General features: G+C 68.2%; 14 protein-coding genes. 7 read left to right on the top strand and 7 right to left on the bottom strand.

What is annotated here, in order from left to right; translation table 11 throughout:
- Positions 1-50: 50 nt before the first annotated feature.
- Together CFB81_RS26475 and CFB81_RS26470 are read right to left on the bottom strand one after the other, a co-directional pair.
- Positions 51-920 carry a DMT family transporter gene (locus tag CFB81_RS26475; RefSeq protein WP_089437023.1) on the bottom strand — a complete coding sequence of 290 codons (870 nt, stop codon included), beginning with the start codon at positions 918-920 and terminating at the stop codon, positions 51-53.
- 182 nt (positions 921-1102) lie between these two features.
- Complete coding sequence (locus tag CFB81_RS26470; protein WP_006480515.1) at positions 1103-1288, bottom strand: hypothetical protein; 186 nt, start codon at positions 1286-1288, stop codon at positions 1103-1105.
- Positions 1289-1506: 218 nt separating this feature from the next.
- Between CFB81_RS26470 and CFB81_RS26465 the strand changes: the two genes are divergently transcribed.
- Together CFB81_RS26465 and CFB81_RS26460 are read left to right on the top strand one after the other, a co-directional pair.
- Positions 1507-2265 carry a DeoR/GlpR family DNA-binding transcription regulator gene (locus CFB81_RS26465; protein ID WP_089437022.1) on the top strand — a complete coding sequence of 253 codons (759 nt, stop codon included), beginning with the start codon at positions 1507-1509 and terminating at the stop codon, positions 2263-2265.
- Between the two features lie 105 nt (positions 2266-2370).
- The gene (locus tag CFB81_RS26460) at positions 2371-4155 is read left to right on the top strand and encodes a phospholipase D-like domain-containing protein (protein WP_089437021.1); all 1785 of its coding nucleotides are present in this window, start codon (positions 2371-2373) and stop codon (positions 4153-4155) included.
- A gap of 71 nt (positions 4156-4226) precedes the next feature.
- Here the strand turns inward: CFB81_RS26460 and CFB81_RS26455 are convergent, their stop codons facing one another.
- From CFB81_RS26455 to CFB81_RS26445, 3 genes are all read right to left on the bottom strand, one after another.
- Entirely contained in the window at positions 4227-4901 is a 675-nt protein-coding gene (locus tag CFB81_RS26455; RefSeq protein WP_089437020.1) for a TetR family transcriptional regulator, read from the bottom strand.
- A gap of 105 nt (positions 4902-5006) precedes the next feature.
- Positions 5007-6275 (bottom strand): FAD-binding oxidoreductase, encoded by a 1269-nt coding sequence (locus CFB81_RS26450; RefSeq protein ID WP_089437019.1) that lies wholly within the window; start codon positions 6273-6275, stop codon positions 5007-5009.
- A gap of 131 nt (positions 6276-6406) precedes the next feature.
- Complete coding sequence (locus tag CFB81_RS26445; RefSeq protein WP_089437018.1) at positions 6407-7987, bottom strand: amino acid permease; 1581 nt, start codon at positions 7985-7987, stop codon at positions 6407-6409.
- 636 nt (positions 7988-8623) lie between these two features.
- On the opposite strand from CFB81_RS26445, the gene CFB81_RS26430 reads away from it, so the two are divergent.
- The gene (locus tag CFB81_RS26430) at positions 8624-10135 is read left to right on the top strand and encodes an aldehyde dehydrogenase family protein (RefSeq protein WP_089437016.1); all 1512 of its coding nucleotides are present in this window, start codon (positions 8624-8626) and stop codon (positions 10133-10135) included.
- A gap of 137 nt (positions 10136-10272) precedes the next feature.
- On the opposite strand, the gene CFB81_RS26425 is transcribed toward CFB81_RS26430, so the two are convergent.
- Positions 10273-12735 carry a DUF3772 domain-containing protein gene (locus tag CFB81_RS26425; protein ID WP_089437015.1) on the bottom strand — a complete coding sequence of 821 codons (2463 nt, stop codon included), beginning with the start codon at positions 12733-12735 and terminating at the stop codon, positions 10273-10275.
- 452 nt (positions 12736-13187) lie between these two features.
- Here CFB81_RS26425 and CFB81_RS26420 point away from each other — a divergent pair, with 452 nt between their 5' ends.
- From CFB81_RS26420 to CFB81_RS26405, 4 genes are all read left to right on the top strand, one after another.
- Positions 13188-14606 (top strand): MFS transporter, encoded by a 1419-nt coding sequence (locus tag CFB81_RS26420; RefSeq protein WP_069620636.1) that lies wholly within the window; start codon positions 13188-13190, stop codon positions 14604-14606.
- A 386-nt stretch (positions 14607-14992) separates the two neighbouring features.
- A complete protein-coding gene (locus tag CFB81_RS26415) occupies positions 14993-16303 on the top strand; it encodes a hypothetical protein (protein WP_089437014.1) in 1311 nt (436 codons plus the stop codon).
- A gap of 162 nt (positions 16304-16465) precedes the next feature.
- Positions 16466-17578 (top strand): porin, encoded by a 1113-nt coding sequence (locus CFB81_RS26410; protein WP_089437013.1) that lies wholly within the window; start codon positions 16466-16468, stop codon positions 17576-17578.
- A gap of 10 nt (positions 17579-17588) precedes the next feature.
- On the top strand, positions 17589-18641 hold the full coding sequence (locus CFB81_RS26405) for a nucleoside hydrolase (protein WP_089437012.1): 1053 nt from the start codon (positions 17589-17591) through the stop codon (positions 18639-18641).
- A gap of 29 nt (positions 18642-18670) precedes the next feature.
- On the opposite strand, the gene CFB81_RS26400 is transcribed toward CFB81_RS26405, so the two are convergent.
- Positions 18671-19579 carry a LysR family transcriptional regulator gene (locus tag CFB81_RS26400; RefSeq protein ID WP_069620640.1) on the bottom strand — a complete coding sequence of 303 codons (909 nt, stop codon included), beginning with the start codon at positions 19577-19579 and terminating at the stop codon, positions 18671-18673.
- Positions 19580-19599: the final 20 nt, after the last annotated feature.

Raw genomic sequence — 19599 nt, 5'->3', positions numbered from 1 at the left:
ACGGGCGTGGCCGGGCGTGGCCGCTCGATCCCGCATGGGTCTTCGCCCCGTCAGCGCCGCGCGAGCACGACGCCCACCAGCGCGAGCGCGAAGCCGGCGAGCTGGATCGTCGAGAGCGTTTCGCCGAACAGCGCGTAACCCTGCAGCGCGGCCAGCGGCGGCGCGAGAAACAGCAGCGACGTCGCGCGCGCCGCATTGCCGCGCCGCAGCATCCACATCAGCATCGTGACCGCGCCGCCGGACAGGAACACGACGCCCCACACGAGCGACACCCACAGCGCCGGCGCGTCGATCCAGCGGGTCTCATGGAGCAGCACGACGAAGACGGCCGCGACGATCGCCGCGCCGAAGTTCTGCACGGCGACCGCCGTGCGCAGGTCGCTCTGCGCGAGCTTGCCTTTCTGGTACAGCGAGCCGGCGGTGATCGCCCCGACCGCCAGGACCGACACGGTGACGACGAGCCACGCAGGCGCGGCACCCGGCGACGGCGCGACGCCGCCGGTGACTTTCGGCGCGAGCACGAGCGCGACGCCGGCCAGCCCGAGCGCCATCCCGAGCCAGCCGCGCGCGGGCAGGCGTTCGTTGAACAGCGGAACCGCGAGCACGGCGGTGGCAAGCGGCTGCAGCGCGCCGAGCAGCGCCATCACGCCCGCATTCAACCCTTGCGCGACGGCCCAGTAGCTCGCGCCGAGATAGACGCCTTGCAGCAGCGCGCCGGCGATCAGGTGGCGCGGCCATTCGCGGCGGGCCGGCCACGGTGCGCGCGCGGCGAGCGCCACCACGCCGAACAGCGCGGCCGTGCCCGCGAAGCGCGCGAGCAGGAACAGGTTCGGATCGGCGTAGGGCTTGATTGCCCGTGCAACGATGAAGCCGGTGGACCAGAGCGCGACGAAAACGGCGGCGACGATCGAGTTGAGCATGCGTGACGGGCCGCGACGCGGCCGGACAGAACCGGAAAGTCGGCCAGTATCGACCGAACCGGCGTCGGCGTCTTGTCGAATCCTGCACTCATGCCGCGCGGCGCGTGAGCGGGCCGGCGGGGATGATTGTCCGTGACACTGCACCGCACGGCGCTGCGCGGATGGGCGCGCAGCAGCGACGGTCAGTCGATCGAGAACGTGTCGAGCGGCTGGTTGGCGCGCGCGTCGGTCGCGAAGCGCGCGGCGAGCTGTTCGTAGAGCCGGCGCGCTTCGTCGAGCGTCAGGTCGATCCAGTACGGATCGCCTGCCGCGTCGTTGAGGCGTTCCGGCGGAAACTGGATTTCGATCACACTGCCTTTGCGATACATGGCGCAAGCCCCTTTGTCGGTCGGTCGTTCGGCGAAGCGCCAAGTGTAGCAACCGGCGCCACGCGGATTCGCGCGCGCCGGGCAATACAGAATTTCGCTTTCGGGCAACGCGCGCGGCCGCCGCGCGGCCGTGTTTCCCGGCCCAGTCAAATGGTCGTCAAACGTCCGTAATACAATGGCCGGCTTACCCATTACCAGTCGCCTCGGGCGCACACGCGATGCTGGCGGAACAACGTCATCAATACATCCTGTCGGAGCTCGGACGCTCGGGCGCGCTGTCGGTCGCGGAACTCGTCCGTTCGCTCGACGTGTCGCGCGAAACCGTGCGACGCGACCTGAACGCGCTGGCCGCGCGCGGCCTGCTCGTGATGACGCATGGCGGCGCGCTGGCCGTGGATCGCCGCGAGCCGAGCCTGTCCGAGCGCGAAGCCGCGAACGCCGACGCGAAGCGCACGATCGGGCGGCGCGCGGCCGAATTCGTGCCCGACGACGCATCGGTGCTGATCGATTCGGGCAGCACGCCGCATGCGGTCGCGCTGGCGCTCGCCGACCGGCACCGGCTGTCGATCTACACGAACGACTGGCGCACCGCGTTCGTGCTCGCGCGGCGCAACGGCAACCGCGTGACGCTGCTCGGCGGCGAGCTGTCCGATGACGAGGACGCGACGTTCGGGCTCGACACGATCCACCAGCTCGCGCAATACCACGTCGATTTCGCATTCGTCGGCGCTGGCGGCATCACACCGGACGGCGAGTGCACCGACTACTCGCGGCTCGCCGCCGAAGTGCGCAGCAGGATGATCGCGGCGGCGGGCACGGCGATCATCGTCGCCGATCATTCGAAATTCGGCCGCGTGACGCCGGTGCGGATCAACGGCACGGCCGCCGCCCGCTATCTGGTGACCGAGCGCGCCCCCGACAAGGCCGTGCGCCGCGCGCTGACGGCGCGCGGGATCGAGCTGCTCGTGTGCGACTGACGCGCGTCCGACATACAAGGTTCATCGAACGGTCATCGCGCGGGAAGAACCGCCATCAAGACTGACGCATTCATCTCGACCGGCCGCGAGGCCAGGGAGCAACGAATGACCGTCAGCGTGCGCAGCTATCTTTCCCCCACCCTGGTCCTGCTGGCTTTCGACTGGCCCGATGCGGCGTCGCGGTCCGATTTCCTCGGCTTCGCGATCCGGCGCACGCCGGGCTTCTGGTCGGCCGACGGCAAGACGCGTGCGCCGGACAGCTGGCTGCCCAACCGCCTGACGTTCGACGGCCCGGCCGCCGATACGCAGGGCGATGCGCCGACCGACCAGGCGCCGATCCAGAAATTCATGTGGTGGGACGCGCGCATCGATCCGCAGGACCGCGGCGCGTCGTTCCGCTACGACGTCTATCCGGTCGTCGGCACGCCGGCGAACCTGCAGGTGCTCGACGCGCAAGCCGGCGTGTGCGACGTCGTGCTGCCCGCGCACGTCGAGGACGGCATCGGTACGTGGTTCAACCGCGCGGTGGTCAGCTCGCAGGCGTTCGCGAAGCAGGTCGCGGCGCTCGGCCTCGCGCCGAACGCGGCGCCGAGCGCCGCCCAGGCGCTGAAGCTGCGCACGTGGCTCGCGAACGACATGGAACAGGTGTTCGCTCAGATGCTCGATCCTGCGTCACGCGCGGTGTCGGCCGTCTATCACCTGACCGACACGCTGTGGGCGCTGCCCGCGTTCGACGCGTTCGGCCGCAAGCACGGCGCAGCGTCGCTCGCGATCGTCTACGATGCGCACACCACGGCGCGCAAGGGCAGGCCGCCGCTGCCGTCGCCGAACCAGCCGGCCGTCGAGGCGCTGCAGGGCCTCGCGACGCTCGCGCCGCGCGACCGGACGCACATCATGCACGACAAGTTCATCGTGACCGATACGCCGTCGAGCCCGGCGCCCGCGCGCGTGCTGACCGGTTCCGCGAACTTCACGACCGAGGGGCTGACCGAGCAGGCCAACGTGCTGCATGCATTCGACTCGTCCGCGCTCGCCGCGCTGTACAACGATCGCGCGCATGCGCTGGCCGCGAATCCGTCGATTGCGGAGACCGCGCGGCTGTCGGCCGGCTGGTCGGCGCCGATCACGATCGGCAGCGCGCAGGTGCGCGTTGCGTACTCGCCGGAGCCGGCGGGGCAGCGTACCGAGATCGATACGATCGTCGCCGCGATCGCCGCCGCGAAGCATTCGGTGTCGTTTTGCCTCTTCATGCCGACCGACGCGGCGCTGCGCGATGCGTGCTTCGCGGCCGGCGACCGCGGGCTGATGATGTTCGGCCTCGTGAACCGGATCAACGTGGGCAGCGCGACGAAGGCCGACACGGCTCGGCAGAACGGCCAGACGCTCGATGCGGCGACGCTCGCGAACCTCGAGCTGTACCACCGCGGCCGCGACAACCACGACGTGATCGACGCGTCGTATTTCTCGCCGGCCACGGTGCCGAAGGGTTTCGAGCCGGAGTTGCGGCTTTTCCCGGGCGAACCGGCGCCGGCTTTTCCGCCCGTCGTGATCCATCACAAGTTCGTCGTGATCGACGCGGAAGGCGCGAATCCGGTCGTCTATACGGGCTCGGCGAACATGAGCCGCAATTCCGAGCAGTACAACGACGAGAACCTGCTCGAGATCCGCGACAAGCGGATCGCGGCGATCTATCTCGCGGAATTCCTGCGGCTGTACGAGCACTACCGCGCCCGCGCGCTGGCGATCCATGCGAAGCAGCAGCACGGCACGGGTACGCCTGCGCGGCTCGCGCTTGCGCCCGATTCGAGCTGGGCGAAGAAGTATTACGTGGCGGGCAGCCCGGAAGAGAAGGCGCGGATCGCGCTGGCGTCGACCGCACCGACGGACTGATGCGCTGACGTGCTGAATGAAGTGCGCGGGGGGCGCGGATGCCGCGTGCCCCGGCCGGCGACTACCGCCGCTTACGCGGCGACGTAGCGGAGCACCGCGTCGGCGATCGTGTCGCGATGTCGCGCGCGCAGGCGCGGCGCCGACGGGTCGCGGCCGAATGCGGCGCCGAACGTGTAGCGGTTCGACACGCGGTGGAAGCAGAACGAGCTGATCAGCAGATGCAGGTCGAATGCGTCGATGTCCTTGCGGAACGCGCCGCTGGCCGCGCCGCGCTCGACCAGTTCCTCGAGCGTCTTGATGATGCTGACGTTGCGGTTCTTGAACGATTTCAGCTGTTCGAGATATTTCGCGCCGTGGATGTTTTCGATCGACACGAGGCGAACGAAATCGCGATGCTTGTCGTGATAGTCGAACGTGAATTCGACGAGACGGCGCATGCCTTCGCGCGGCTCCATGTCGCCGACGTGCAGTTCCTGCTCGAGCGCGCGGATGTCGCCGTACACCTTCTCCAGCACGGCCTCGTACAGGCCCTCCTTGCTTTCGAAGTAGTAATAGAGCATCCGCTTCGTCGTGTTCGTGCGCTCGGCGATCGCGTCGACGCGCGCACCGGCGAGACCCATCGCGGAGAATTCCTGCGTGGCGACATCGAGGATGTTGCGCTTGGTTTGCTCGGGATCGTATTTACGCCGCGCATCGGACGCAAGCGCGCGGGGGTCGGACGTGGCGGCCTTGCTTCCTGCTTTCATGTGACTTTGTTGTGGTTCGCGGCGGCTTGGAAAAGGCATTCTAGCATGTGGAAAATGCCCGCCCGGCCGACCTTCCGCTCTAATCGGCACGGCCGCGGCGGGCGCTCAGCGGCGGCAGGACGCGAGCGCGTCGCGGGCCTGGTACGCCGTATACGTGAGCTGCGCGGCGGCGAGGCCGGCCAACCCGAACGTGCGTGTGAGCCCGAACGCGGCGAAGCCGTCCGGCACCGGCCGGCCTTCGGCCAGCGCGGCGGCGAGCGCCTCGCCGGCCACCGTGGTCGGCGCCATCCCGTGGCCGCCGAATGCGATCGCGTGCCACACGCCGTCCGCGTCGCGGCCGATCTGCGGCATCTTGTGCCGCGCGTAGCTCATCAGTCCACCCCACGCGTAGTCGACCTTCACGCCTTCCAGTTGCGGATACACGCGCAGCAGGTCGCGCCGCAGCAGGCGCACGATCGCGCCGGGGCCGCGGTCGAGCACCGAGATCCGGCCGCCCCACAGGATCCGCGTGTCCTGCAGCGGACGGTAGTAGTCGAACGCGAAACGCGTGTCGTAGATCGCGTACGGCGCATCGATCGCGTCCGGCAGGCGCGTGCCGAGCGGTTCGGTCGCGATCACGTAGGTCGCGATCGGCAACACCGCGCGCTCGATGCGCGGCGACACGCCGCGCGCGTAGCCGCCGCCGGCAAACACGACGTCCTTCGCGCGCACCGCGCCCTGCGCCGTGCGCACGACGTAGCCGGCGCCGTCGCGCGCGATGCCGAGCGCGGCCGAGCGTTCGTACACGCGTGCGCCGCCGCGTGATGCCGCCGCCGCGACGCCGAGCACGTACTTGAGCGGATGGAAATGGAATGCGTTCGGCTCGAACAGGCCGCCGTAATAGCGCCGCGTCTTCAGCCGCTCGCGCAGCGCGCCGGTCGGCACGGGTTCCCAGTCGACGCCGAGCTCGTTCTTCATCAGCGTGCGCACGCTGTCGAGCCGCGACGGATCGTCGAACCAGTTCGCGAGCATCACGCCCTGGTCGACGATGTCGCAGTCGATCCCGTAGCGGGCGATGCGCGCGCGGATCAGGTCGACCGCGTCGACGGTGAGCCGGTACAGCCGGCGCCCTTCGTCGCGGCCGAGCGTGCGCAGCAGGTCGGCGTTGTCGAGGCTGTAGCCGCCGAACACGAAGCCGCCGTTGCGGCCCGACGCGCCGAAGCCGACCCGTTCGCTGTCGAGCACGACGACGTCGTGCACGCCGCGCTCGACGAGACCGAGCGCTGTGCACAGCCCGGCGAGGCCGCCGCCGACGATGCAGACCTGCGTATCGATCGTGTCGGTCAGTTGCGGGTAGGGCTGGCGGGTAACGGTGGCTTCGTAGAAGTTCTGCATGCGTGTTCGGTGACTCGTGACGGCGGAAAAGCGGACGGCGCGCGTCGATCTTGCCTGAACGCGCGCGCCGCGTCGAATGGGGTTTTCGGTGCGCCGGCCGCCGCGAAGGGCGGCCGGTGCGTTACAGGGCGTCAGGCGCCCGGCGTCGGGTTGGCCGGACGGACGACATAGGCCGGATAGCCGGCGTCGGCCTTTTCGGCAGCTTCATGCGTCGCGTTGCGTTCGATCCACGGCGCGATGTCCATGTCCTCGTAGCGCACCAGCCGGCATTTGCGCGCGAGCGCGTAGCCGAGCCAGATCGCGAGGAAGAACGGCAGGCCGATGTAGGTCGCGGCGACGCCGGTCCAGTCGATCTTGTCGGCGAGGAACGCCTGGTAGTCCTGGCCGAGCGCGACGGCCGCGCACAGCGCGAACGCGAACAGCGGGCCGAACGGGAACCACTTCGACCGGTACGGCAACTGGTCGAGCCGGTAGCCCTGCTTCAGGAAACCCTTGCGGAACCGGTAGTGGCTGACCGCGATGCCGAGCCACGTGATGAAGCCGGCCATGCCCGACGTGTTCAGCAGCCACAGGTAGACGGTCTTGTCGCCGTACAGCGACGTGAGGAAACACAGCGCGCCGATCGCGGTGGTCGCATACAGCGCGTTGCGCGGCACGCCGCCGGGCGACAGCTTCGCGAACAGCTTCGGCGCGCGGCCTTCGACCGCGAGGTTGTAGAGCATCCGCGTCGACGCATACATGCCCGAGTTGCCGGCCGACAGCACGGCCGTCAGGATCACCGCGTTCATCACGCCGGCCGCGAACGCGAGGCCCGCGTGGCGGAACACGAGCGTGAACGGGCTCACGCCGATGTCGGTTACGTCGCTCTTCAGCAGGCTCGGATCGGTGTACGGAATCAGCACGCCGATCACGAAGATCGCGAACACGTAGAACAGCAGGATGCGCCAGAAGATCTGGCTTACCGCGCGGGGAATCGTCGTGCGCGGGTTTTCCGATTCGCCGGCCGCGACGCCGATCATCTCGGTGCCCTGGAACGAGAAGCCCGCGATCATCGCGACGCCGAGCATCGTCGCCCAGCCGCCGACGAACGGCGCGTCGCCGATCGTGAAATTGCCCCAGCCGGCGCTCGGGCCGCCCTGCATGATCCCGAAGATCATCAGCAGGCCGACGCCGACGAATGCGAGCACCGTCAGCACCTTGATCAGCGCGAACCAGTATTCGGCTTCCCCGAAGCCGCGCACCGACAGCGCGTTGAGCGCGAAGATCAGCGTGAGGAACAGCGCGCTCCACCAGACGCCCGGCACGTGGGGGAACCAGTAGTGCATCACGAGCTGCGCGGCGACGAGCTCCACCGCCAGCGTCACGGCCCAGCTGTACCAGTAGTTCCAGCCGAGCGCGAAGCCGAAGCCTTCGTCGACGAACTTCGCGCCGTAGGTCGCGAACGAGCCGGACACCGGCATGAACGCGGCCATTTCGCCGAGGCTCGTCATCAGGAAATAGACCATCAGGCCGATCAGCATGTACGCGAGCATCGCACCGCCGGGCCCGGCCTGCGAGATCGACGCGCCGGACGCGACGAACAGGCCCGTGCCGATCGAGCCGCCGATCGCGATCATCCGTAGATGGCGGGCCTGGAGCGCACGGTGGAGGGACGGCTTCGCGGGCGGCGGGCCGGACGGGCGGGACGAATCGGGGCGGGCGTCTGAATGCATGGCGGGCGCTGGGCGCTGTCTCCGGGATTGTTTTTCGGTGACGAAGCACGACGCGCTGCCGGCCGCGGGCCGGGCAGCGGTGATGCGGTGCGACGCGGGCCCGCTGAGCCGGGCCGTGGTGCGTGTCGCCTTCGTCGGTCGTCCGGCGGCGGTCGTGGCGGCCGGCGGCGCGCCGGGTGCGTTGCACCTCGACGTCGCACCGATTGTGTGGGGTCGAATGCGCGGGCGGCAAACGATATTTCCGCACAGGGTGATGCGGGATCGTCATCAACTTGTGTCGGATCGGGACGTGTCCGCGTACCCGTCCGTCGGCTTTGGAAGCGTCCGATATCGGCGCGGGAACCGGCCCGTCCGCGCGGCGGACTTCTTGCGTTTTGGGAATGAAGTCGTGAGTTAATATCAATAGCGGCCGGACTTGTGGCCATCGACAATGTGTTTCATGGATCGTGCCTCGCGAGGCTGGGGGCGCGCCGTCCGGCCGGGCCTGCCGGCGGCGGCGCAGCGCGATGCGCCGGATGGTGCACCGGGCCCGCCGCACGGCGCATCCGCTTGCACGAGGCGCTCGAACGCGCTCCAATCGAATCACGCGGGCGGCGCTGCCGCCGCACCGATCAATCTGTCCCTGAAGAGGAAGTGATGCAATTCAACGACATTCTTGCCGCGCTCGACATCGATCTCGCCCAGTGGAAAGGCAATGCGCTGACCGCGCGTTCGCCGCTCGACGGCGCGACGCTCGCGACGCTGGCCGTCGACTCGCCCGCCGACGCCGAGCGCAAGATCGACGCCGCGCACGACGCATTCCTCAAGTGGCGCACGGTGCCGGCGCCGGTGCGCGGCGAACTCGTGCGCGTGTTCGGCAACGTGCTGCGCGAGCACAAGGCCGAGCTCGGCCGCCTCGTCACGCTCGAGGCCGGCAAGATCACGTCGGAAGGGCTCGGCGAAGTGCAGGAAATGATCGACATCTGCGATTTCGCGGTCGGCCTGTCGCGCCAGCTTTATGGCCTCACGATCGCATCGGAGCGCCCGGGCCACCGGATGATGGAAACGTGGCACCCGATCGGCGTGTGCGGCGTGATTTCGGCGTTCAACTTCCCGGTCGCGGTGTGGGCGTGGAATGCGGCGCTCGCGTTCGTGTGCGGCGATTCGGTCGTGTGGAAGCCGTCCGAGAAGACGCCGCTCACCGCGATCGCATGCCACGTGCTGCTCCAGAAGGCGCTCCGCGAGTTCGACAAGACGCATCCGGGCGTCGCGCCGGCGGAGCTGAGCCAGCTGGTACTCGGCATGCGCGATGTCGGCGAGGTGCTGACGGCGTCGAAGAAGGTGCCGGTCGTCAGCGCGACGGGCAGCGTGCGGATGGGCCAGGAAGTCGCGAAGGTGTTGAGCCAGCGCCTGGCACGCGGCATTCTCGAACTCGGCGGCAACAACGGGATGATCGTCGCGCCGAGCGCGGATCTCGACCTCGTCGTGCGCGCGGTCACGTTCGCGGCGGTCGGCACGGCCGGCCAGCGCTGCACCACGCTGCGCCGCCTGATCGTCCATCGCAGCCTCGTCGAGCAACTGCTGCCGCGCATCGAGAAGGCTTACGCGTCGGTGAAGGTCGGCAACCCGCTCGAGGAAGGCACGCTGGTCGGCCCGCTGGTCGATCGTGCGTCGTTCGACGCGATGCAGAAGGCGCTGGCCGATGCGCGCGAGCAGGGCGGCGAAGTGAAGGGCGGCGAGCGCGTCGACGTCGGTCACGCGGATGCGTACTACGTGCGTCCGGCCATCGTCCGGATGCCGAAGCAATCGGCGGTGGTCGAGCGCGAGACGTTCGCGCCGATCCTGTACGTGATGGTCTACGACAACTTCGAAGACGCGATCGACGTGCACAACGCGGTGCCGCAGGGCCTGTCGTCGGCGATCTTCACGAACGACATGCGCGAGGCCGAGCAGTTCATGTCGGCGGCCGGCAGCGATTGCGGGATCGTCAACGTGAACATCGGCACGAGCGGCGCGGAAATCGGCGGCGCGTTCGGCGGCGAGAAGGAAACGGGCGGCGGGCGTGAGTCGGGTTCGGATGCGTGGAAGGCGTATATGCGCCGTGCGACGAATACGATCAACTACAGCCGGCAGTTGCCGCTGGCGCAGGGGGTGAAGTTCGACGTGTGATGCAGGCGCCCGGCCAGGGCGCTTCGACAGTCGAATGAAAGGGCCGGTTGCCGCGGAAGCGGTAACCGGCCCTTGTCGGTTATTGCGATGCGTGCGGCGCGCCGATCGATCGTGAGCGTCGCCGCGCAATGGCTCGCTTACGATTCGGGCCGCGTGGAACCATCGTTCGTCGGCATGTTCTGCACGACCAGCATCTGCGGGCTCGACAGCGTGATCCCCGCCGCGCGCAACTGCTTGAGGATCTCGAACAGCAGGTCGCTCTTCGTCGAACTCGCGATCCGCGGGCTCGACACGTAACCCGTCACGCTCAGCGTGATCCCGTCCGGCGCGAGCTGGCTGAACGTCACCGACGGCGCCGGTTTGTCGAGAATCGCCGGGTGCTCGCGATACGCGTCGAGCAGCAGGTCGCGCACCTGCTCGGGATCGGTGTTCAGCGGGAACGTCAGCACCAGCGTCGCGACGCCCTGCGTGCTGTTGCCCATCGTCACGTTGCGCACGTTCTGCGAGATCAGCTGCGAATTCGGCACGATCACGGTCGAGCGGTCGCTGAGCTGGATCTCGGTCGCGCGCACGTTGATGCGACGGATGTCGCCTTCGACGCCCGCGATGCTGACCATGTCGCCCACCTTCACCGGGCGCTCGGTCAACAGGATCAGCCCCGACACGAAGTTCTTCACGATTTCCTGCAGGCCGAAACCGATACCCACCGACAACGCGCTGACGATCCACGCGAGATTGCTCCACCGGACGCCGAGCAGCCCGAGCGTCATCAGCACGAGCAGCACGTAGCCGACGTTGGTGAACAACGTGATCAGCGACACGCGCATGCCCGTATCCATGCCGAGCGCGGGCATGAACTCGCCGTCGAGCCAGCGGCGCAGCGAGCGCAGCAGGTAGAAGCCGATCGCGAAGCCGATCACGGCGTTCATGATCCGGTCGGGCATGATGTTCAGGCTCTGCAGCCGCTGGCTGCCGATCATCGCGACCGCGCTGTCGAGCAGGTCGCCCGGCGTCGTGCCGAAGCCGCCCGTCAACAGCGCGATCGCCGCGATCAGCATCAGCAGGCTCGTGCCGAAGCCGGACAGCACCGTACGCGCCTGGTCAAGGTGGCGATCTTCGAGCGCGAACAGGTGCTTGATCTGCTGGCCCGTCGACAGGCTCGACGAGAACAGGCTTTCGCTCGCGTCGCGCGTCAGCTGGATCAGGATGTAGGTCGCGCACAGCACGATCTCGAACCACACGAGCTCGTACGTGATGAAGCGCGCGACCGTGATGTAACCGATCAGGAGTGCGATCAACGACGCGACGATCGCGAGCGTGACACCGGCATGGATCAGGCCCGCGAGCGTCGAGCGTTGCTCGGGCGCCTCGCCTGCCGCCGCGAGGGCGCTGCGCGCGCGGTTCGCGCGCAACAGCGACGCGCCGACCGTCAGTGCGACGACGAGCGATACGATGCCGCGCCCGAACAGCGTGACCGACAGGCTGGTGTCGACGATCCGGTTGATCGATTCGAGCGTGCCCGACACCAGCAGCAGCCCGGCCAGGACGGCGGGGAACGGCTTCATCGCGAGCGCGACGGGATCGGCCAGCGCGGGCAGGCGCCACGACGGATGCTTCGTGCAGAGCAGTGCGCGGCCGAGCCCCGCGATCAATGCGCAGGTCGCGGCGAGCTTCGCGAACTGGTCCCACAGATCGGTCAGCGACGGCGTGAGCTCGTAGTGGCGCGCGACGGCGAGGTAAAGGATCTGAATCGCGACGGCCGTCGCCAGGAAGGTCGACAACGCGGTCGACAGCGCCAGCGCACTGCGGCGCAAGCGGGTGGGCGGCAGGCGGTTCAGCGCGATCCAGGCGAGCCCGCGCTCGATGAGCCGGCGGCCGCCGAGCCATGCGGCGAACGCGGCGATCAGCAGCAGCGTGGTGAGCACCCGTTGTCCGGGCACCCACGACGAGCGCAGCATGTCGAACAGTTCGCCGTTGAAATCGTCGAGCCGCTGACGGTCGTCCGGCGACAGGTGGAACAGCGGCAGCCAGAACTGCGCGCTGAAGATGCTGCCCGAACGGAACGCGAGCTGGTTCTTGAGCAGGCTGCGGTGCAGCTTCGCGAATTGCTCGGTCAGGTTCGTGAGGCTCGTCTTCTGGTCGGCGGCCTGCTTCAGCGCCGCATCGATCTGCGTCTTGCGTGCGTCCAGCGCGGCCCGCTGCTTTGCGACGGCCGGCGTTTCCGGCGCGGCGCCCTCGGCCGGCGGCGGGCCGAGCACGTCGAGTTGCGCCTGAACCTGCGTGCGTTGCAGCGTGAGATCGCTCTGCAATTTCGCGACATCGGTGCTCAGCTCTTGCGCCGAGTCGTCGAGCCCGTCCAGCTCCTTGCTGTTGGACGCGGTCGAGGTCTGCTGCTTGATGCGGTCCAGCTCGGCCTGCATCTGCTTGAGCTGCGCGATGGCGTCGGGCAGCGAGATGGCGGGCACGGTCGCGCCGACGCCGCTCGCGACGGGCGCGGAAGCGGCCGCCGGAAACGCCGACGCGGTCGCGATCGCCGCGAACTGCAGCAGCGCGATCAGCGCGATCCGGCAGGCATACGTGGATAGTCGTTGTATGGACATGGAATGCTTACGATTTGCCGACAATGCCGGTTGCCGAAAGGCAGCCGGAAGCCGGTAGTTGGCCCGGTAGCATGTTACCGGGGTGCGGAACGCGTGGTTGTACCGATTGCGTATCCTCGGTCGTGGCGATTCGGACGGTGCGCGCCTGTGCGAAACAGCGCGGTAGGACCCGTTGTTGCCGGCCTGCGCGGCCGGCGCGCGAGAGCGGAAGGCCCGGGAACGGCCCGCCGGCGCGCTTTCCGAAGCGGACAGACGGTTACGCAATTTACACAATGTCCGGCGGAAAACGGGGCGTCGAACGGTTTCGGCGCCCGGCGCCGCCGTCCTGCCGGCTTGCCCGTGCGCCGGACGGGCGTGCCGGTACAATGCAGCGATTCGCCCGGCGGCGGTTCGGCGATCCACCCGAGAACGACGCACAACACGACACGACACGATCAGGAGACGCGCCCAAGATGGCCTCAACGGACAGCCTTTCCCAGGCACCTGCCCAATTCCCCTCCATCGACCCCGGCTCCATCTCGGCCCGTCTCGATCGCCTGCCGCCGACGCGCAGCGTCTGGAAGCTCGTCGTGTTGCTGAGCCTCGGCTTCTTCTTCGAGCTCTACGACTTGCTCTACAGCGGCTACGTCGCGCCGGGCCTCGTGAAAAGCGGCATCCTGTCCGCGACGACGCACGGCCTGTTCGGCACCACGGGCGTCGCGAGCTTCATCGCCGCGCTGTTCTCCGGGCTCTTCATCGGCACGATCGCGTGCGGCTTCCTCGCCGACCGCTTCGGCCGCCGCGCGATCTTCACGTGGTCGCTGCTGTGGTACACGGCCGCCAACGTCGTGATGGCGTTCCAGGACACCGCCACCGGACTGAACTTCTGGCGCTTCGTCGTCGGTCTCGGCCTCGGCGTCGAGATGGTGACGATCGGCACGTACATCTCCGAACTCGTGCCGAAGCAGATCCGCGGCCGCGCGTTCGCGTGCGAACAGGCGGTGGGGTTCGTCGCGGTGCCAGTGGTTGCGTTCCTCGCTTACCTGCTCGTGCCGCACGCGCCGTTCGGCCTCGACGGCTGGCGCTGGGTCGTGCTGATCGGCGCGCATGGCGCGCTGTTCGTGTGGTGGATACGCCGTGAACTGCCTGAAAGCCCGCGCTGGCTCGCGCAGCAGGGGCGGGTCGACGAAGCCGACCGCATCATGCGTGCGCTCGAGGCGAAGGTCGAAGCCGAATACGGGCGGCCGCTGCCGCCGCCCGCGCCGGCCGAACCCGTGCCGCCGCGCGGCAGCTTCCGCGACATGTGGGTACCGCCGTATCGCAGCCGCACGATCATGATGACGATCTTCAACGTGTTCCAGACGGTCGGCTTCTACGGCTTTGCGAACTGGGTGCCGACGCTGCTGATCAAGCAGGGGATCACGATCACGTCGAGCCTGATGTATTCGAGCGTGATCGCGCTCGCGGCGCCGATCGGCCCGCTGATCGGCCTCGTGATCGCCGACCGCTTCGAGCGCAAGTCGGTGATCATCGCGATGGCGGCGGCGATCGTCGTCTGCGGGCTGCTGTTCAGCCAGACGACGGTGGGCGCGTTCCTGATCGTGCTCGGCATTGGCCTCACGCTCGCGAGCAACATCATGTCGTACAGCTTCCATGCATACCAGGCCGAGCTGTTCCCGACGTCGATTCGCGCGCGGGCCGTCGGCTTCGTCTATTCGTGGAGCCGCTTCTCGGCGATCTTCTCGTCGTTCGTGATCGCGGCCGTGCTGCGCGGTTTCGGCACGTTTGGCGTGTTCGCGTTCATCGCGGGCGCGATGGTGGTCGTGATGGCCGCGATCGGGGGGATGGGGCCGCGCACGAAGGGCATCGCACTCGAAGCCATCTCGAAGTAGTCGGCAGGTGCGCACGCATGTCGCACGATTCGTGCGGGATGTGTGCGACACGGTTGCGTCCCGGTGTGCCGCATCGTCAAAATGATTTGCGGTGCGAATCAACCCGCAAACGCGATCGAATCCGGATGAAGCACGCAAACTTTCGGACGCGCGCCGACAACGTCCAACACGCCAACCTGCCACGCAAAGAAAACCCCGGCGGCAACGAGTTGAAACAAAGCGTGACGAAGCGCAATTACACGTAAAAGCGCGCGTCCGGGCGCTGCCGATTCGCGCATCGACGAGTAGAATGAAGGGCCTGACGACTCATTAGCCGCCATCGGAGCACCCGCGTTGCATCAGCGAACGGCTCCGCCGCGAAGAGGCGTCGGCGCCGGGCGCGCACGATGCGCCGGACGTGTCGATGGCTTGCGCGGAAGATGCGCCGCTCGCACCAGCAGCATGCGGCGGCCGGATCGGCCGATGGCTTCGAACGTATGATTCTTGTCCCTCTGACGCGGCGCTTTGCGAAGCCGCGTTGCCTCAACCGTGCAGTTGCCGCATACGTGTGGCTCGCTGTCGCGATGTCGATTTCCGTTCTCGCCGAGCAGCCTGCCTTTGCCGCGTCCGACGGTGCATCGTCTGCTGCGTCATCTTCGTCCGCTGCGTCGCCTGCTTCGGCAGCGTCCCGCACGCAGCCGTCTGCGCATGCGGTGTCGGGCGCATCGGCCGCAGCGCCGGCATCCGCCGCGTCACACGCGAATCACATGAATCACGCGGAACCCGCGAATGCGGCATCGGGGGCGTCGGCCGCTTCCTCGGCTTCCGCCGCGTCGGCCGCCGCGCCTGCATCGGCCGCATCCGGCGCGCCCGCCAGCGAGGCCGAGCCGCCTCCGCCCACCCCGCCGCGTCGGCATCCGCCGCTGTCGGCCGAGGAGGCGCAAAACGCGACGACCCGTGCGCTCGACATGCGCAAGCGCTTCACGCAGGAAGTCACGCGACGCCTGAACGTACCCGCGAACGAACAGCGCGCGTACGGCGACCGCCTTCAGAAAGCGCTCGCCGATGCGGATCTCGGCGATCTCGCCGGCGAATACGTCGCGATGGTCGATCGCGCGCCGAACGTGCAGGCGCTGTTCATCTATTTCCGGGCGACGCCGGCCAATGCGTGGCTGATGATCGGTGCGTCGCCGGTCGGCACCGGGCTGCCGGGCCAGTACGACCATTTCCTGACGCCGCTCGGCGTGTTTCATCACTCGCCCGACACGATGGATTTCCGCGCGGAAGGCACGACGAACGAGAACGGCATTCGCGGCTACGGCCGCCGCGACATGCGCATCTACGACTTCGGCTGGGTGGATGGCGAGCGCGGCTGGGGCAAGGGCGGCGTGTCGCCGATGCGCTTCCAGATGCATGCGACCGACCCCGACCGGCTCGAAGCGCTGCTCGGCATCCGGCATTCGAAGGGCTGCGTGCGGATTCCCGCGTCGCTGAACACGTTCCTCGACCAGCACGGGGTGCTCGACGACGACTATCAGGCACGCGTCGAGGCCGGCAAATCGCTGTGGGTGCTGCGTCGCGATCGCGACGTCACGCCGATCGCGGGCCGCTACCTGGTCGTGATCGACAGCGCCCGCAAGACCCGCCCGGCCTGGTCGCCGATGCCGGGGCGCGGCGCGTGGTCGAAGCTGCCGAAGGGCGGCGACACGGCGGACTGAGCGTCGGTTCGCCGAGAGCGGATTGCGTGCGGATGAGAATAAATCCGATTTATTGACATATAAGGAAAGCAAACTTTTATTATCCGATCCGGGTTCGTATAGTCGAGTCCAGTTTCGCGGAACCCCTGCCGCGCCTGGACCACCACCGACCACACGACCCGCATGAAAACTCTCTACAAGCTCGCCCCGCTCGCGATGCTCGGCGCTTTCGCGACCCATGCCGGTGCGCAAAGCAGCATCACGCTGTACGGTCTCATCTCGGCCGGCGTCGGGTTCGCGACGAACCAGGGCGGCAAGAACGCGTGGCAGGCGTTGTCCGGCACGAACCAGAACCCGCGCTGGGGGTTGAAGGGCAAGGAGGATCTCGGGCAGGGGCTGTCCGCGGTCTTCCAGCTCGAGAACGGCTTCAACGTGATGACGGGCACGGCCGCACAGAACGGCCGCGAGTTCGGGCGCATGGCGTACGTCGGGCTCGCCGATCGTACCTACGGTTCGCTGACGTTCGGTCGCCAGTACGATGCGATCCACGACTACATCGGGCCCGTGATCATCGCGAGCAATGGCGTGAACATCGGCGACAACGACAACGGCTACAACGACATCCGCGTGCAGAACTCGGTGAAGTACGTGAGCCCCGTCTACTCCGGGCTGAAGTTCACCGCGCTGTACGGCTTCAGCAATGCGACCGGTTTCGCGAACAACAGCGCGTACAGCTTCGGGCTCGGTTATGAGCGCGGCCCGCTGCGCTGGAGCGTGGTCTATGCGCAGTACAACCATCCGTATAGCGCGACGAACCAGGATGGCGCGATCGCGAACGACTATGCGTCGCCGCTGCTGATCTTCAGCAAGAGCGCGATGTCGCCGGCCGCATACGCAAGCCGGCAGCGGATCGCGGGCACGGGCGGTTTCTACACGATCGGCCGCGCGCAGTTCGCGGCGATGTTCACCGACGTGCGCTACGATTACCTCGACAATTCGCACCTGCACCTGCAGAACCTGGGCGTGAACGTCGTCTACACGATGACGCCGCAACTCTTTCTCGGCGCCGCGTATGCGTTCACGAACGGCAAGTACGACGTGATCGACAAGCGTCCGAAATGGCATCAGGTGAACCTGCAGGCCGATTACTTCCTGTCCAAACGCACCGACGTCGCGCTGACGGTGATCGTACAGCAGGCGGCTGGCGACGCGGACCATGCGCAGATCTTCGCGTATGCGGGTTCGACCGGCACGCGCCAGATGATGGCGACGCTCGGCGTCCGGCACGTGTTCTGAGCGCCCGACCATGACCCATTCGATCGCCTCCCGCCGCACCTTCCTGAAACTGTCCGCCGCGCTGGCCGGCACCGCGCTGCTGCCCGAAACCGGCGCATTCGCGGCCGGCGCCGACGCCGCGCGCCGCACGGTGATCATCGACACCGACCCGGGGCAGGACGACGCCATCGCGATCCTGTTCGCGCTCGGCGCGCAGGACCGCCTCGACGTGCGCGCGCTGACGGCCGTGGCCGGCAACGTGCCGCTCGACCTGACCGAACGCAATGCGCGGATCATCCGCGACTGGGCCGGCCGCACGAACGCGCTGCCGGTGTATGCGGGCTGCCCGCGTCCGCTCGTGCGCGATCTGGTGACGGCCGCGAACGTGCACGGCAAGACCGGGCTCGAAGGCGTCGAACTGCATGCGCCGCGCGCGCCGCTCGCCGCCGGCCACGCGGTGTCGTACCTCGTCGATACGCTGAGCCGCGCGGCGCCGAACAGCGTGACGTTGTGCGCGCTCGGCCCGCTGACGAACCTCGCCACCGCGCTGGTCGAAGCGCCGCAGATCCGCGGCGCGCTGCGCGACATCGTGCTGATGGGCGGCGCGTTCTTCGAGCGCGGCAACATCACGCCGGCCGCCGAGTTCAACATCTACGTCGATCCGCAGGCGGCCGACGTGGTGTTCGGCAGCGGCGTGCCGATCGTCGTGCTGCCGCGCGACGTCGCGGTGAAGGCGCCGATCACGCCGGCGCGCGTCGCGCCGTTCCGTGCGCTCGGCAACCGCTGCGGCGCGATCGTCGCCGACATCATGGAGGCCGAGCTTGCATACAACAAGAAGCGGCGCGGCGTTGAAGACGCGCCGATGTACGACCCGACGGCCGTCGGCTATCTCGTCGATCCGACGCTGTTCGGCGGCCGCAAGGTGAATGTCGTGGTCGAGACGACCGGGCAGTGGACGCTCGGCGAGACGATCGTCGACTGGAACGGGCGCAGCGGCCGTACGGCGAATGCAACGTGGATCAACGAGGTCGACGCGGACCGCTTCTACGCGACGCTCGTCGCACGCATCGCGAATCTTCCCTGAGTGCGGGCGGCCGCGCGCGGCGAACGGAATCAGATGTGCTTCTCGATCCACTCGCGGCACGCCCGCACGTGCGGGCCGCGATCGTCGGCGGCGAGCGAGATCAGCGAGATCGCACGCGTGACGCGCGGCTTGTCGACGCGCAGCGCGACGAGTTCGGGATCGTGCAGATGCATCGTGTAGAGGCTCGGGAGCACGGCGGTCGCGAGGCCGTTGCGCGCGAGCGCGTAGAGCGGCTCCGTGTATTCCATCCGGTACGTGACGTTCAGGCGCAGCTTCCCGGCGCCGCCGGTGCGATGCAGCGATTCGCTGACGCTGCCGCGCACGAACACCGCGAGGTCGCGATCGACGAGCTTCGCCCACGTGACGCTCTTCGCGCGGGCGAGCGGATCGTCGTGCCGCACGACGATCACGATCTCGTCCTCGAACAGTTGCCGGTAGCGCAGCGTGCCGTCGTCGCCGTCGGGCTCGCGCACGCCGATGCCGAGATCCGCGACGCCGTCGCGCACCGCTTCGACGAGCGCGCTGTTCGGCAAATCGGTGAGCGTGAAGCGCAGCGTCGGATGCGTGCCGCGCAGTGCGTTGAGCGCGGGCAGCAGGCGGCCCGCGACCGACGGGATGAACGCGATGCGCACGGTCTGGATGCGTTCGCCGATGAGCCGCGTCATGTCGTCGAAGGTGCCGCGCGCCTGGTTGAGCAGACGCTCGGCGAGCGGCAGCACGGCTTCGCCCGCGGTGGTCAGCGTGAGCCGGTGTGCGGTGCGTGCGAACAGGCGGCCGCCGAGCAGGAACTCGATCTGGCGGATCGACGCAGTGAGCGCGGGCTGCGTGAGCGACAGCGCTTGCGCGGCTTGCGTGAAGCTGCGTGCGTGTGCAAGGACGACGAAGTGCTGGACCTGCCGCAGCGTGAGCGCGGGGAGTAGCGACGAGCGGTCGGACATCGGGCAATGACGGTCGGGAT

This window comes from Burkholderia sp. AU28863, assembly GCF_002223195.1.
GTDB lineage: Bacteria > Pseudomonadota > Gammaproteobacteria > Burkholderiales > Burkholderiaceae > Burkholderia > Burkholderia sola.
This window is presented reverse-complemented; position numbering and strand designations above follow the sequence as displayed.